Source organism: Hymenobacter glacialis (assembly GCF_001816165.1).
GTDB classification, from domain to species: Bacteria; Bacteroidota; Bacteroidia; order Cytophagales; family Hymenobacteraceae; genus Hymenobacter; species Hymenobacter glacialis.
Map to the genome: position 1 here is coordinate 68,495 of NZ_MDZC01000014.1, position 14,909 is coordinate 83,403.

Annotated in this window: 12 protein-coding genes; 4 read left to right on the top strand and 8 right to left on the bottom strand. The window is 62.4% G+C overall.

Annotated features, from left to right (window positions below):
* Positions 1-9 precede the first annotated feature (9 nt).
* On the top strand, positions 10-1,728 hold the full coding sequence (locus BEN48_RS00925) for an ATP-binding protein (RefSeq protein WP_070732024.1): 1,719 nt from the start codon (positions 10-12) through the stop codon (positions 1,726-1,728).
* Positions 1,729-1,769: 41 nt separating this feature from the next.
* On the top strand, positions 1,770-2,192 hold the full coding sequence (locus tag BEN48_RS00930) for a response regulator (protein ID WP_070732142.1): 423 nt from the start codon (positions 1,770-1,772) through the stop codon (positions 2,190-2,192).
* A 138-nt stretch (positions 2,193-2,330) separates the two neighbouring features.
* Here BEN48_RS00930 and BEN48_RS00935 read toward each other — a convergent pair whose 3' ends face one another.
* The 6 genes from BEN48_RS00935 to BEN48_RS00960 form a co-directional block, all read right to left on the bottom strand.
* The gene (locus BEN48_RS00935; protein WP_241502127.1) at positions 2,331-4,631 is read right to left on the bottom strand and encodes a S9 family peptidase; all 2,301 of its coding nucleotides are present in this window, start codon (positions 4,629-4,631) and stop codon (positions 2,331-2,333) included.
* A 346-nt stretch (positions 4,632-4,977) separates the two neighbouring features.
* The gene (locus BEN48_RS00940; RefSeq protein ID WP_070732026.1) at positions 4,978-5,502 is read right to left on the bottom strand and encodes a DUF4112 domain-containing protein; all 525 of its coding nucleotides are present in this window, start codon (positions 5,500-5,502) and stop codon (positions 4,978-4,980) included.
* 296 nt (positions 5,503-5,798) lie between these two features.
* Positions 5,799-6,410 (bottom strand): BLUF domain-containing protein, encoded by a 612-nt coding sequence (locus tag BEN48_RS00945; protein ID WP_083320632.1) that lies wholly within the window; start codon positions 6,408-6,410, stop codon positions 5,799-5,801.
* Between the two features lie 415 nt (positions 6,411-6,825).
* Positions 6,826-7,251: a hypothetical protein gene (locus BEN48_RS00950; RefSeq protein ID WP_125932411.1), complete on the bottom strand. Its 426-nt coding sequence runs from the start codon at positions 7,249-7,251 to the stop codon at positions 6,826-6,828.
* Positions 7,252-7,592: 341 nt separating this feature from the next.
* Positions 7,593-8,141 (bottom strand): GAF domain-containing protein, encoded by a 549-nt coding sequence (locus BEN48_RS00955; protein WP_070732033.1) that lies wholly within the window; start codon positions 8,139-8,141, stop codon positions 7,593-7,595.
* 117 nt (positions 8,142-8,258) lie between these two features.
* On the bottom strand, positions 8,259-8,858 hold the full coding sequence (locus BEN48_RS00960; RefSeq protein ID WP_070732035.1) for a BLUF domain-containing protein: 600 nt from the start codon (positions 8,856-8,858) through the stop codon (positions 8,259-8,261).
* Positions 8,859-9,123: 265 nt separating this feature from the next.
* Between BEN48_RS00960 and BEN48_RS00965 the strand changes: the two genes are divergently transcribed.
* Positions 9,124-10,668 carry a SulP family inorganic anion transporter gene (locus tag BEN48_RS00965; RefSeq protein WP_070732037.1) on the top strand — a complete coding sequence of 515 codons (1,545 nt, stop codon included), beginning with the start codon at positions 9,124-9,126 and terminating at the stop codon, positions 10,666-10,668.
* Positions 10,669-10,950: 282 nt separating this feature from the next.
* Here BEN48_RS00965 and BEN48_RS00970 read toward each other — a convergent pair whose 3' ends face one another.
* Complete coding sequence (locus BEN48_RS00970) at positions 10,951-12,063, bottom strand: flavin monoamine oxidase family protein (protein WP_317043658.1); 1,113 nt, start codon at positions 12,061-12,063, stop codon at positions 10,951-10,953.
* Positions 12,064-12,388: 325 nt separating this feature from the next.
* Here BEN48_RS00970 and BEN48_RS00975 point away from each other — a divergent pair, with 325 nt between their 5' ends.
* Entirely contained in the window at positions 12,389-12,637 is a 249-nt protein-coding gene (locus BEN48_RS00975) for a YgaP-like transmembrane domain (protein ID WP_070732041.1), read from the top strand.
* 220 nt (positions 12,638-12,857) lie between these two features.
* Here BEN48_RS00975 and BEN48_RS00980 read toward each other — a convergent pair whose 3' ends face one another.
* Positions 12,858-14,900, bottom strand: a complete 2,043-nt coding sequence (locus tag BEN48_RS00980; RefSeq protein WP_070732042.1) for a HelD family protein — start codon at positions 14,898-14,900, stop codon at positions 12,858-12,860.
* Between the last annotated feature and the right edge of the window lie 9 nt (positions 14,901-14,909).

The following is a 14,909-nucleotide window of genomic DNA, read 5'->3' on the forward strand; positions in this document are numbered from 1 at the left end:
CGTGTGGGAATGAGCGCCGCACGGCCCACACCGGCGGCGCTGGCCCGTGAGAACGAGGAGCTACGCCACCAGTTGGAGGAGGCGCAGGAGCTCATCGACGCCATCCGGACCGGGGCCGTGGACGCCCTGGCCGTGCAAAGCCCCGAGGGCCCGCGCATTTTCACGCTGCAAGGCGCCGACCAGGGCTACCGCACCCTGATTGAGGAAATGAACGAGGGCGCCCTGCTCCTTGCCGAAGACGCTACGGTGCTGTACTGCAATGCCTGCCTGGCCGGCCTGATGGGCCACCCGCTGAGCGAGCTGATAGGCAGCGATTTTGATGGTTTTGTGCCCCCGGCGAGCACGGAGTATTGGGCCAGCCTGATGCTGCAGGGCTGGGCTGGCAAAAGCAAAGGCGAGCTGCCGTTGCTAACCAAAGCGGGGGCGCTGGTGCCCTTCTCGGTGTCGATGAACGTGCTGCTTTTCAACGAGACGCCCACGCTGGCAGTCATTGTCACAGATTTATCGGCCCAGCGCGAAATAACTGCCATTCGGGCCCAGGTAGCCGAGCAGAACACCCTGCTAGACCGCAAAACCGAAGAGTTGAAGCGCGAGGAAGCCGCCCGCCTGGTGGGCGAGCGCGCCGCCGCCGAGGCCAGTCGCATGCTGGAAGGCATCTCCCAGATTGCCTGGACCACCAACGCGCTGGGCGAGCACACCTACCGCAACCGCCGCTGGTACAACTATATTGGGCAGCAGCAGGGCCAGGGCCGCGCGGTGGAGCGCTCCTGGCGCGAGCGCCTGCACCCCCACGACCTGGGCCCCACGCTGGCGCGCTGGCAGCAAAGCCTGCGCACGGGCCAGCCCTACGAGGTGGAATGCCGCATTCGCAACGCGCACGGGGAGTACCGCTGGATGCTGGGCCGTGCCCTGCCCTCGCGCAACGAGCAGGGCGAGGTCATTCAGTGGATTGGCACCTACACCGACATCCACGAACACCGGCTGGCCCTGGAGCGCATCGACCACGGCCAGCGCCAGCTGCGCGACAACAACGAGCAGCTCACGCGGGTGAACGTGGACCTGGACAACTTCATCTACACGGCCTCGCACGACCTCAAGGCCCCCATCAGCAACATAGAAGGGCTGCTGCACGCCCTGCTGGTGGAGCTGCCGCCTGCCACCGTGCAAACCGAGCCGGTGCAGCCCATTCTGCACCTGATGCAGGACTCGGTGAACCGCTTCAAGCGCACCATTGAGCAGCTCACCGACGTGTCGAAGCTGCAGAAGGAGCACGGCCTGCCCACGCAGCCCGTGGGCCTGGCCGGCATTATCCACGACGTGCAGCTCGACCTGGAGCCGCTTGTGAAAGCCGCCGGCGCGCGGCTCGACGTGGACGTGGCGGCCGTGCCCACCGTGTTGTTTTCGGAAAAAAACCTGCGCAGCGTGGTGTTTAACCTGCTCAGCAACGCTCTCAAATACCGCGCCCCCAGCCGCCCCCCGCATGTGCGCGTGCGCGCCCACTGCGAAGCGGAGTTCATGGTGCTGGAGGTGGAAGACAACGGCCTGGGACTGGAGACCCACAACGAGCAAAAACTGTTTGGCATGTTTCAGCGCTTTCACGACCACGTAGAGGGCTCGGGCATTGGGCTTTACATGGTGAAGAAAATGATTGAGAATGCGGGCGGGCGCATCCAGGTACGTTCCCGGCTCGGCGTTGGCACCACGTTCTCCGTATACTTTGTCCGATAGCCGGCGCTTTTTCTCCGGTTTTGAGCGGCCCGTACTTTTCCATGCAAAAACTTAGCAGCGTCTTGCTGGTCGATGACGACCAAACGACTAACTACCTCAATCGACTGTTGCTGAATAGGTTGGAAGTGACCAGTAAGCTGCTGGTAGCCACCAATGGCCAGGAGGCGCTGGACCTGCTGGAGGAGCATTGCAAGGGTGCCACCACAAACTGCCCGGCCCTGATTCTGTTGGATGTGAAAATGCCCGTGCTGGATGGATTTGGCTTCTTAGCGGCCTACGACTTGCTGCCTCTGCCGGAGAAAGAGGCCATCATCATCGTTATGCTCACCACCTCCCTGCACCCGCAGGACGTGGACCGGGTGGGCAAGCTCAACATTGCCGGCTTCTTGAACAAACCCCTCACGGAGGAGAAAATCAACCAGGTGCTGCATAGTCACTTCAACCGCAGCCTGCCTGGCACATAGCTCACTCTGGCTGCTGGAGCAGAAAGGCCTCTGGCCACGCAACAGCGGTAGACAGCATTTGCATCGGGTACAAAAAAAAGGGCAACCGGGGCCGTTGTAACGGCTGTTCCGGTTGCCCCCCTTCTGTGCCCGCCGGGCCTAGTTGCGCGGGTCGGCTTTGGGTTTCATCTCGTAGTCGTGTGGGGGCTGGGCACCGGCCAGATGCTGCACGAAGTAGTCCCAGCGGCGGCGCGTCATGTAGGGCGAGTAGCTACCATAGCCGTGGGCTGCGTTAGGAAACACCACCAGGTCGTAACTCTTATTGGCCTTAGTGAGGGCTTCTACCACCAGAAAGGTGTTGTAGGGAGGCACATTGTCGTCCATCAGGCCGTGGGCCAGCATGAGCTTGCCCTTAAGACTTTTGGCAAAGGTGGCGTTGGCCTGGTTGTCGTAGTTGGTGGTGCCGTCGGGGTTGGTTTTAAGCAGGCCGATGTAGCGCTCGGCCCAGTCGTCTTCGTAGTTGCGGTTTTCGTGGTTGCCCGATTCGGAGATGCCCACTTTGAAGAAGTCCGGGTAGCGGAACATGGCCGCCGCCGTAGCGTAGCCACCGCCCGAGTGGCCCCAGATGCCGGCCCGCTCCAGGTCGATGTAGGGGTACTTCTGCGCCAGCTGCCGCATGCCCGTCACCTGGTCCGATAGCGTGTTTTCAGCCATGTTGCCATAACAGGCATCGTGGTAGCTCTTGGAGCGCAGGGGGTTGCAGCTGCCTTCAATTACCACCACCACAAAGCCCAGCTCGGCCAGGGCCTGGTGGTCGCTCCGCGCCGCCGAAAACGACCAGTTGCCCACGCCGCCGCCCTGCGGGCCGGGGTAGATGTAGTTGATAATGGGGTATTTTTTGGCCGGGTCCAGCGTGGTGGGCGTGAACATGAGGCCGTACAGGTCAATCTGACCGTCCTGGTTTTTCACCGTGATGGGCGTGGGCGCCTTCCAGCCGGTGGAGGTGAGGCGGGAAATATCGGTCTTTTCCAGGGGCAGCAACAGCTTGCCGTCGGCCGCGCGCAGCACCGACGCGCCCGGCTTGTCGGGCTGCGAGTAAGCGTCGATAAAGTACTTGCCCGAGGGCGAAAGCGTGACCTGGTGGTTGCCGGCTTCGGGGGTGAGGAGCGTGAGCTTTTTGCCATCCAGCCCCACGCGGTAGAGGTGGGTGAAGTAGGGGTTGCCCGGCTCGCGGCCATTGGCCAGGAAGTAGAGCTGGCGCTTGGCCTCGTCCACCTTCAGCAGCTGCGTCACCACAAAATCACCTTTGGTAATCTGCTGCTTGACTTTGCCGCTGGTGGCGTCGTAGAGGTACAGCTGGCCCCAGTTGTCGCGCTCCGAATACCAGATGATTTCCTTGCTTTTGGGCAGGTAGCGCCAGTTGATGGCGCCCTGGCCCGACTCGTACTGCGTGGCTACGTTCTCCTCAAATACCTCGCGCACGGCGCCGGTGGCGGCATCCGCTACCCGGATTTTCTCCTGCTTGTGGTCGCGCGAAGTCGAGACGAAAGCCAGTTGGCTGCCATCGGGGCTCCAGTCCACGTCGTCGAAGGTACCGCTGCTGGAAATATCGTCCGATAGACTGCCGCGGTGCGCGTCGGCGGGTATCTGCAAACGCACCACTTTGGCGGGATTCACTTCCACAATCACCCGCTCAATGGTGGCAATGTCTTTGTCGCCGGGCAGGGGGTACTTCCACGCCTTCAGGGTTGGTTTGCCAATGTTGGTGGTCACGAGGTACATGTCACTCACGTTGCGCTGGTCCTGCCGGAAGGTGGCAATCTTGCGCGAATCGGGCGACCAGCGCAGCACGGGTTTGTCGCTGTGCGTCCAGCCGGCGTTGTCGGTGGCGTAGCCATAGTCCTTGGCCCCGTCGGTGGTGAGCTGGGTTTTCTGGTCGGTTTTGGTGTCGCGCACCCACAGGTTGTGGTCTTGGATGTAGGCCGCCAGCTGGCCGTTGGGCGATTCTATCTCGTTCTCGGCGTTGGGGCTGGCCTTGGCTGCGGGCGTAGTGTTCGGGGTCACCTGGCCGCTCATTACGTCGTAGTTCCAGCTTTTGCCGCCAGTGGTGAAGGAGATGACCTCCTCATCGGGCGAAAACGTGAAGCTGCGAAACGGCAGCCGGGCCGCCTCGTAGGGCTGGCCGCTGGCCGCTGAGAGCCCGGCCGCCAGCTTGGCGTGGTCAAAGGCAGGGGTGCGGGTTTTGCGGGCCGGGTCCACCAGCATGAACTCGCTGCCCTGGGCCGTCATCACCCGGTACCAGAACCGGTCGTTGGCCAGCCAGTTGGGGCGGCCCATGCTGCGGTCTACCAGGGCCTGGGTGTTGTAGCCCATGAAGCGTTCGGCGCGGGCGTAGTCTTGCGCCGTGAGGGCCGGTAGCTGCTGGGCCGTGGCCACCTCCGGCAGGGAGAATGCCACCACAGTAAGAGCCAATAAATACTTGTGCATATACTTTGTAGGGAACAGGCTTAAGGTCAGAATTTTCAGAAACGAAAGGTAGAGCGAAATCCGCAACTGGTCTTTGGAAGGGCTGGCCTGGGCAGTGAGAATGGGCCTTGTGTGGCACCGTTATCAACCCGGTGAACTGCGTTTCAACGGTCTCCCTGGCCTTAACGGCCGGCCGCATCCTACCCTTGGTTGCGCTGCCGCCGTACGTGGTCAATGCCTGCTGTTTCGCATTTGGCGGTGCCGGGCTAATGCCCGGATTTGGGTGGCGCCGGCCCGCCAGCTTTCGCAAACTGCGTTCGGCCAGTTTCGTTGCCATTGCCTACCAGCTGCTCAGAATGGGGTGGGCATCAAGGTAGTGCCACACCCACCGCAGCACCGCAAAGCTCCCCCAGGCCACCAGCCCAAATACCACCAAAAAAACCAGCAGCAGGAGCACCACCAGGCCCTTGCCGCTGCCGGTGTGCCGGCCCTCGGCGTAGTGGCGGCGCAGCAGGGCTACGTTGCGCTCGTTGCTTTTGTAAGCGAAGTCGAAGATGTTGCCCAGCAGGGGGATGGCCCCAATCACGGTGTCGAGCAGGATATTGAAGGCCATGCGCACCACCACCGCCCCACTGGCCCCGTGGCGGAGCATGGTCATGAGCAGAGCCACCGACACAGCCAGCGACGACAGGTCGCCCACCACTGGCACCAGGCCCAGCAGCGGGTCGAGGCCGAAGCGGAACCGGGTGCCCGGCAGCCGAAACTGGCTATCCATGAGGCGGGCGATGCGCTCCACCCAACGCAGCCGCTCGTTGGCATCAAAGGCAGAAGTAGGAGGGATGGCGGGCTGACGCGGCTGAAGCATGGGCGGGAGATTTTGTGCTTAATACGTTCCGCCGAGCCAAACGGACACCGGGAACGGCAGAAGGCAAAAGGACGTTATTTTGGTGGTAATGCTGCGTGAGTGAGCCAGTACGTTATCAATTGATTGCCGCACTTGTCATTACGGTCGCTGCATTGCTTATTGCCAAGGCGAATGCGAACACCAGCTGCTGGCAAAGCTGAGGAAACCCCAGAGACATCAAAGAAAAAGCCCTAACCACGCTGGTCAGGGCTTTTTCTTTCGGCGGTACCTCATTACGGGCTCAAGTAGCCCGGCCGCTACCGGCGCAGCGGCGCAAAGCTAGTGGGCGGCGGCATGTGCACGTTGAAGGCCTGAAGCAGCGCCGACAGGAGCCGGTCGCTGGCAGGTGCATCCGAGGCCTCTTCCTGCAGCAGCACGGTTTCGAAGGCGCGCACCACAGCCGAGCCGGCCACACGCCCCAGGGCCATCTCCCAGTTGCCGAAGCGACGCTTAGGCCCATGGCCTTCGCTAACGGTGACGACGTGCGTGTGCCGGCCATCTCGCTGAATGCGGGCATAAAGGGCCTGCACCTCGGCTTTGGGACCTTCCAGCACTTGCACGAAGCAGCCGTTGCTGTGCAGCAGCAGCCCGGTGAGGTGATGCCGGATGTTGTAGGAGCGGGCCGCGGCCAGCATCTCCTGCAACTGGGCTTCGGTGAGAAGCCGGGTGGCGTGGCTGCGGTATAAGACGTGGTAGGGGCTGGCATCCAGCAGCTTCAACACCTGCTCGCAGCTCACCTCCTGCCGCTGGTAGCGGGCCAGCAACTGGTGTTCGTAGTGCCGGGCATGTGGGGCAGCAGCGGCAGCCAGGTCGGCGGCCCAATTCCTAACGCGGTACTGAGCCTCGGTATCGAGGGAAGAAGGTAACATCTGCTGCCTATACGCGGCTCCGGCGCTTTGGGTGTGAAAATTTTAAGACTGCACATACATATACATAGATGATTTTAAAAATCAATGCACTCATGAGCACCTCGCAGCACCCGGGAATCATCGTGCTCAGCACCTTGCGGTTGCGGGCGCGACGAGGAGCATACGCCGGCACATCGCCTGCCTGCAGCAGTGCAGCCGTAGCAGGTAGGGGCTCTTACGCCCAGATCCGGCCAGTTCTTTTGACACACCATTGTGCCTGCTCTCAAAAGCTATCCGAACAGGCATAACAAGGCATATTGCCACAGCAGCGGCAATAGTCAGTCAAATTCAAGATGGCAGATTACGTTTCGCCCCCCTGTATTAACTCAAGGTCAGCCGTAGTGTGCTTAAAATCAGGTATTAGCTGGTGCCTGCTTTATGCCATCTCCTCAAGCCACGCCCGTGCCAGGTCGTGGTCACCAAAGAGCCGGTAGGTCATGGCTGCCGCCTGGGCGGTAGCCGCGGCTACTTCGGATGGCAGCTGGGCAAAGTCTTCGGCTGGCAGCAGCACAGCCCCAAACAAAGGGTGGCGGCGCGGCTGGGAAGTGTTGAGCCAGAGTTCGGTAATCCAGGTTTCTTCTTCGGTGGTGAAGGGCACCATTAGTCGATGGTCGCCCAGCATCTTGTGCCATTCGCGTTTGGCCAGCAGTAATTTAGCTTGGCCCAATAGGGTTTGCACATCGGCAAATCGGCGCGGGCCGGCATTGTGCTTTATTATCACAAAGCCACCCACAGGCAGGGACTGGGCGAGGACCTGGCCGACGGGATTTTCAAAAAATAATTGTAACGAAGCAGGAGGCATAACAGCAGAAAAATATAAGGTGATAGAGGCACAAACGTACGAAACAGTATGGCGAACCCCGTCCCGGACGGTGCAGGCAGGCCCGCGCCGCACCAGCGAAAGGCCGCTTTTGTGCTATTTGTTAATGTGTTGAAACCCCTGGTACGGCGTAGGCAGGCGCAACGCGCTGGCCACTGGGTACCAAGGCATTTTTGGCATCGGCCGGTGCGCCCGGTCCTTGAATCGAAGCCGACGTTCACGCCTTCATTGGACCTGTTGAGGTCTCGGGGAGCAGGCGCTCTGTACTCAGTTATTGTAGAAACAGGTGGCCAATGACTGGCAACGCGTACCTCACAACCCGACTACTTCTGAACGGCTGATTCCTGGCTTTGCGCCCGCATATAGGCCTGCACCACGGGCAGAAACAGCGGCACGGCTGCTTCCACGTATTCGCGTTCGGCGGCGGTCCAGTGGTGGGGGTGGCCAAACACGCAGGGCTGCAGAATGCCCCACAGCTGCCCGCGATGGGTGATGTGGGCGTGCACCAGGGCCCGGTGGCCAAAGGTGCGGCGCTCAAATTCCTGGTTGAGCACGTCCGGCCCGGCTTCGGTCACATCGTCGACAAACACTGTGGGCGCGGCGGCTAGCGCGGCCCGGAACAGCGGGTCTTCCTGGGGCAGGTCGCCGGTGTCGGCTTGCCAGTCGTGACGCGGGTCGGGCACGGCCTCGTCGAGGCGCCAGACAAAGGCAATGCGGCCGCGGCCCTGGGCTGGGTTGCGCACGTAGAGAAAGCAGCGGTCGGCGCGCAGGTGGGGGCCCACCAGGTCGAGGGCGCGTTGCAGGGATTCGGCCGGGGGCGTATCGGCCGCCAGGGCGGCTTCGAGCTCGAGCAGGGGGGCAGCAGGATGCATGGGCGTAAGCAAAATCCCTTATACGCGAACCGCGCTCGGGCGCTCGGTATTTGCAGGAAGTGCCCGTCCGTTCACCGCCGAAATGGTCTGAGCCTGAGCAAAGCGACTGTGTAGCGGCTAGGAGCAAACAGTAGTTGCTGCGCCCGGGGCGAAGGCCTCTAGCAGGACCTGCAAGTGGGCATTCTCCACGCGCAAGCCAGTGGGCGGGTGCGGGGCCAATACGGCGTCGAGCACCCGGTCTACTTCCGGCGCAGCCACGCTTCCAAAGCCCATGTTCCAGTCGGCAAACAGGCGCTTGGGGCTGGGGCCTTCGCTCACGGTTACCACCTGCTGATGGCGCGGGTCGCAGCGAATACGGGTGTAGAGGGCCTCTACCTCGTGCTGGGCGCCTTCGAGCACCTGCACGTAGCGGCCGGCGCTGTACAGCAGCAGGCCCGTAATCCGGTGGCGGGCATTGCGGCGTTCCGACTGTTCCAGCAAGGCGCGCAGCTCTTGTTCGCTGGGGGGCTGGGTGGCGCGGCTGTGGTAGAAAATCTGGTAGATGCTTTGGTCCAGCAGTTCGCTCACCTCGTCCAGGTCCAGAACGCCGGCTTCGAACAGGGCCAGCAGGTCGCGCTCGTAGCGCTGGGGGGCGAGCGGGGTCCCACTCGTGAGAGCGACAGCAAAGGCCACGGCGCGGCGGCGTTGGGCAATGCTAGTGAGTAAAGGCGTGGGCATGGGCCTGTTTTACGCAGGCTGCCGGGCGTAGATACCCGGAAATTGCGGGCATAAATACGTATTTGACCGCAGTGAATGGGTAGCGCCGCCGGCTCAAGCTGCTGGGCGCAACCTGCTTGGTCCGTACCTTTGCCCTTTCCAAAGGCGCTTTTCGCCTGTTTATTCTCCCCGCTCGCCGCAATTTCTTTACTGGCGCAGCATTGCTCCTGCCGCCCCGTCCTGCCGGACGGGTGCGGCTTTTCTTTTGGCCCGTTTTAGTGTGTTTATGTCCCAAGTTGCCTCCCATTTTCAGCAGTACACCGTCAATATTAAAGATGAAACCCTGGCGGGACTCACCACGGCCCTGGCCCTGGTGCCCGAGGTGGTGGCGTTTGCGCTGCTGGCCCACATCAGCCCGTTGGTGGGCATCGGGTCGGCGTTTGTTATTTGCTTGGTCACGAGTGTGTTTGGGGGGCGGCCGGGCATGATTTCGGGGGCGGCGGGTTCGGTGGCTGTGGTTATTGTGAGCCTGGTGGCCACGCACGGCGTGGAGTACCTGTTTGCGGCGGTGGTGCTCATGGGGCTGATTCAAATCGGCATCGGGCTGCTGCGGCTGGGCAAGTTCATTCGCCTGGTGCCCCAGCCGGTGGTGTACGGCTTCGTCAACGGCCTGGCCCTGATAATCTTTATGGCGCAGCTGGAGCAATTCAAGGTGCGCGATGCGGCCGGGGAGGAGCAGTGGCTCACGGGTGGCCCGCTGCTGCTCATGGTGGGGCTGGTGGCCCTCACCATGGCCATTGTGTATTGGCTGCCCCGGCTCACCAAGGCGGTGCCGGCCTCGCTGGTGGCCATTGCGGCGGTGTCGGCCATTGTGATTGGGGGTGGGGTCGAAACCAAGTCGGTGGGCGACATTGCCTCCATTGCGGGTGGGCTGCCCACCTTTCACCTGCCGGAGCTGCCTTTCACCTGGCAGGTGCTGGGGGTGGTGCTGCCCTACGCCGTTATCATGGCGCTGGTGGGCCTCACCGAGAGCCTGCTCACCCTCACGGTGGTGGACGAGATGACCGACACCCGCGGGCGGGGCAACAAAGACTGCGTGGCCCAGGGCCTGGCCAACGTGGCGTCGGGCTTCAGCGGGGGCATGGGCGGCTGCGCCATGATTGGCCAGACCATGGTCAACCTGGAGTCGCGGGGCCGGGGACGGCTCTCGGGCGTGGTGGCCGCCGGGGCGCTGGCCCTGTTCGTGGTGGTGGGCGCGCCCGTCATCGAGCGGCTGCCGCTGGCCGCCCTGGTGGGGGTGATGTTCATGGTGGTCATCGGCACCTTTGAGTGGGCCAGCCTGCGCATACTGCGGCGCATGCCCCGCACCGATGTGCTGGTGATGCTGCTGGTGACGCTGGTAACGGCCGTATCGCAAAACCTGGCGCTGGCCGTGCTGCTGGGCGTGGTGGTGTCGGCCCTGGCCTTTGCCTGGGAAAATGCCAAGCGCATCCGCGCCCGCAAGCACGTGGACGCGGCCGGCGTGCGGCACTACGAAATCTTCGGCCCCCTGTTTTTCGGCTCGGTGCAGGCGTTTGGGGAGAAGTTCGACGTGGCCGGCGACCCGCCCCAGGTCGTCATCGACTTCCGGGAAAGCCGCGTGGCCGACATGTCGGCCATTGATGCCCTGCACAAGCTCACCGAGCGCTACCACCGGGCCGGCAAAACCGTGCACCTGCGCCACCTCAGCCCCGACTCCCGCAAACTGTTGGGTAATGCCAGCTCCATCATCGAAGTGAGCATATTGGAAGACCCCCTCTACACCGTGGCCGGGGCCGACCGTACGTACTAGGCTTGTGCCTGAATAAGGTAAACAACAAAAAAGAACGTCATGCTTCGGCTGTGCGGATGCCAGATGAGCATGACCGTCAACCGTACGGTTCTCTGTGTTGTTAAATAAAAAGGCTACCGGGCATTAAGCAAGAATGCAGAAGTAAGCGTGTGCTCTGGTCTGACCGCCTAGGGCGGTCAGACCGGTTATCGTCAGACCGAAATTGCTGGTGCTTCAACCGGTCAGACCGCCTGGGGCGGTCAGACCAGTAGGCCCGAATCGAATACGGCTACTTATGCGCCATTACTTCAGCACCTGCGCAGCCGCCCATTGCCCGGACTCAATGGCGCCATCCAGCCGACCCCATTCGCTGACGGACGTTTCGGCTCCGGCCCAGTACAGCCGGCCGTCCCAGTAGGGCTGACGCAGCCGGGCCGGGCCCTGCAGCGGAATCTGGTCAGGAAACTGCTCATCGCCGGGAATGCTGGTCAGCTGTTCCTGGCTCCAGTCCAGCTCGTGGTAGGCTAATGGCTGCAGGGCGGCCGGGCCAAACAGGCGGCCCAGCTGCTGCACCACGGCCGCCTGCCGCTGCGCGAGCGGCGCGTTCCGCAGCGGGTGCATAGGCGCAAAGAAGCCAAACAAAGCCCCCAGCGGCCCGGTAGCCGGGGAGGCATCGTGAATTTCGCCCAGCGGCCCCAGCTGGCTGGCCCCAAACCCAGACCAGCCAGCTGCCCGCCAGAAAGGGGTGGCGTACACGGCCACCGCCTTCATCGAATAGGCCATCCAGGTGGGCACTTCCCGCAGCGCCTGCCGCAGCGCCGCCGGCAGCTCCGGCGCAAACTGCAGGCTGTGCGCCGCCAGGCGCGGCGGCAGGGCCACTACCACCGCCGAACCCTGGTAGCTGCGCAGATTGCCATCAACCGCAACCTCCACCGTCACGGTTGGTTGGCCGGCCGGGGCATGCAGCCGCGTCACCTGCGCATTGAGCAGCAGGCTTTGAGTGGGCAGCTGCCGGGCCAGCGTGCGGCAGAGGGCTGCCGCCCCACCCGGCAGGCGCAGGTACCCCGTGGAGCCGGACGGATGCTGCGGCAGGCGGTGCGTGCCCGCGGCCGTCTCGTAGGCCGTGGCGCCGGTGCTGGGCTGCACGAAGGGCTGCAGGCCCAGTTCCCGGCACTGCGCCATCAGGTAGGGGTGATGCGACCAGCCCCAGGTGGCGCCCAGGTCCAGTCCTTCGGCTTCGGCCGAGCCGGGCAGCGCGGAAACGGCCAGCGTGCGCCCGCCCACCCGGTCTCGGGCTTCGAGCACGAGCACCGGCCGGCCGGCCGCGTGCAGGGCCCGGGCCGCCGTGAGACCCGCCAGGCCAGCGCCAATAACGATGATAGGCAGAGCCGGGGCTGTCAGAGATTCTTCTTTCAAGGAGATGGTGTTTAGGCGCAAATAGCGCTAGGCAGCAGGGTGTGGGTTACCGCTGCAAATTGGTTAGAAGCATACCGGCACAACTTCCCGAATGTTTCGACCGTCAGGAAGGAGCTGGGTTGCGGTTTTCGCCTGCGCAGGCTGCTGCAGACTGCCTGAAGGAGGTTGTTTTCCGGCTGCGGCTAGGCCGGCGGCTGGTGCTTTCCGGTAGCCAAAGGCCAGTCCCCACAGATAGTAAGGCTCCGGCGAACAGCAGCGCCGCGAGGCCGTATAGGGTAACAACTGAACTTCTTCGGTGACTACTTCACATTTAATCCTCCTTGAAATGAAAGATTTCATTCGCTTGATTGCCTCTCCCGGCGGCCGCGCAGCCCGCATTGCCGTGGGTACCGGCCTCATTGGAACCGGCCTGGCCATGGGCCGCAAAGGCTGGGCCTTGTCGGTGCTGGGGCTGCTGCCCCTTTCCATGGGCGCATTCGACTGGTGCCTGCTGGCGCCGCTCAATGGCCTGCCCTTCGATGGGGCAAAAGTGCGCGCCGTACTCGGCTCCGGGGCCGCCGACTCAGACGAGTAGCCAGCGCTGCACGGTATCCGGGGCCGGCCTTTTAAGTACTCGTGCAGCCGTAAGCGAAAAAAGCAAACCGTCATGCTGAGCCTGTCGAAGCATCTCTACCGCACCAGTAATTCAGTTACTACGGCGGTATAGATGCTTCGACAGGCTCAGCATGACGGTTTTTTTGGAAACACGCTTTACTGTGCGGGACTGCCCAATTATGGTTAGTGTGTTTGGCTGCTCAAGCGGATACAAATCCGGTGACCGGGCCTGAATGCGTGAGCGTGAGCTGGTGCATGGCCCTGGTGCAAGCCACGTAAAGCATGCTTTTATCAACCTCCGTTTTATAATTTTGGGCCGAGGCGAAGGGCACAATCACAACGTCAAACTCCAGGCCTTTGGCCAGGTGGGCGGTGGTGATGATAATGCCCTCCTTGAAAAGCGTGGACTCGTCGGTGAGCAAGTAGATGCTGGCGGCGTCCAGCGCCGCGTGTACTTGCTCGGCCTGCCGCAGGGTCTTGCAGATGATGCCCATGGATTGGTTCTCGGAGCCCGGGAAGGCCGCCACCAGCCGCTGAATGCCCTGTAGCTCATCTGCTTCGCTCGCGAAACCCGCCACCACGGGCTCCTGCCCGTGCCGTTCCAACGGAATGATGTGCGGGTTGGGGGTGATGCGCTGGGTGAAGGCCGTAATCTCGACGGTGGAGCGGTAGCTGCGGTAGAGTTTCACCACATCGGCTTCCGGAAACACGCGCTCAATGGCTTCGGCCGATGAAGAGCTGTACGGGTTCACCGTCTGGCTGACATCGCCCAGAATGGTTTTGTTGCACAAAAACAGGCGCGACAGCACCGCGTACTGCACGGGCGTGTAGTCCTGCATCTCGTCTACCAGCAAGTGCTTCACGTGAGCGTAGGTGCCAATGCCTTCCAGCCGCATGTGCAGGTAAATCAGGGCAAATACGTCGGCGTATTCCAGGGGCTGGCCGTGGTTATGGCGAAGGAGCTCGGGCCGGCCCGCCCAGCGGAAAAAGTCGCGGTAGAGGTCCAGCACCTGGTGGAACCTGAACATGCGCGGAATGGCTTCGCCAATGCGCGATTTTTCCTGCCCGGTCAGCTTGCGGCGGGTGGCGTTGCGCACATAGGTGCGCACGTCCTCGGCCACCAGCGCAAACCGCTTCAGGAGCGGCACCCGGTGGTAGGTTTTGAAGCGGGCCAGCAAAAACGGCAGCGGCACGGTGAGGTTGCCCACCCGCAGCTCGGTCACCGTGAAGTAGGTGTTCTCCACGTGGAGCAGGTACTGGTTGAGCTGGCTGAGAAACTCGAACGACGACTTAAACCGGATGCGCTCAATAAACGCCGCGTTGTGGCTGTCGAGCAGCGCCGATACCTGCTCGAAAAAGGTCTGGAACTGGTACCGGTGGCCGAGCAGGTCGGCGGCCAGCTCCTCCATGCCCAGCTCCGGAATGTGCTCTTCGCCCAGCTCGGGCAGCACGTTGGAAATGTAGTCGGCAAAGACTTTGTTGGGCGAGATGATGAGCACGTCCTTGGCCGCAATGGTCTCGCGGTAGCGGTAAAGCAGGAACGCAATGCGGTGCAGGGCAATGGAGGTTTTGCCCGAGCCGGCCACGCCCTGAATGACCATGACCGGCGCGGTTTCGTTGCGAATCACCGCGTTTTGGTCGCGCTGAATGGTCGCGACGATGTTCTTCATCTTGTCGTCGGACGACTTGGCCAGCTCACGCTGCAGCACGTCGTCGTGGATGTTCACGTCGTTTTCAATCATGAACTCCAGGCGGCCGTCCCGGATTTTGTACTGCCGCTTGCGGTCGATGGTGCCCTTCACCACGCCGGAAGGCGTGGTGAAGGAGGCATCGCCCAGCTCAAAGTCGTAGAACATAGACGACACCGGCGCCCGCCAATCGTAGATAAGGCCTCGGCGGTTCTCATCCATAAAGGAATACACCCCGATGTACACGGGCATGGTGTCCTGGCCCCGGGGTGCAAAGTCGATACGGCCAAAGTAGGGCGACTGCCCCAGCTTGAGGAGCTTCCGCTTCTGGCCCACGGCGGCTTCGCCGGTAAACGCCATGCGGTCGATGGATTGGCCGGCCGCCACCATATCCGCATCGTCCATGCCGGACTGGTGCTCGTGGATGTACTCCTTTTTCTCCCGCAGCTCCTCCGAATACTGCCGCACGGAGCCGTCTATCCGCCGAATGGCCAGCGTCAGCTTCTCCTTGATTTCTTCCAGGTATTCTTTCTCTTCCTGCTGCGTTGCGTTCATCCCGGCTTG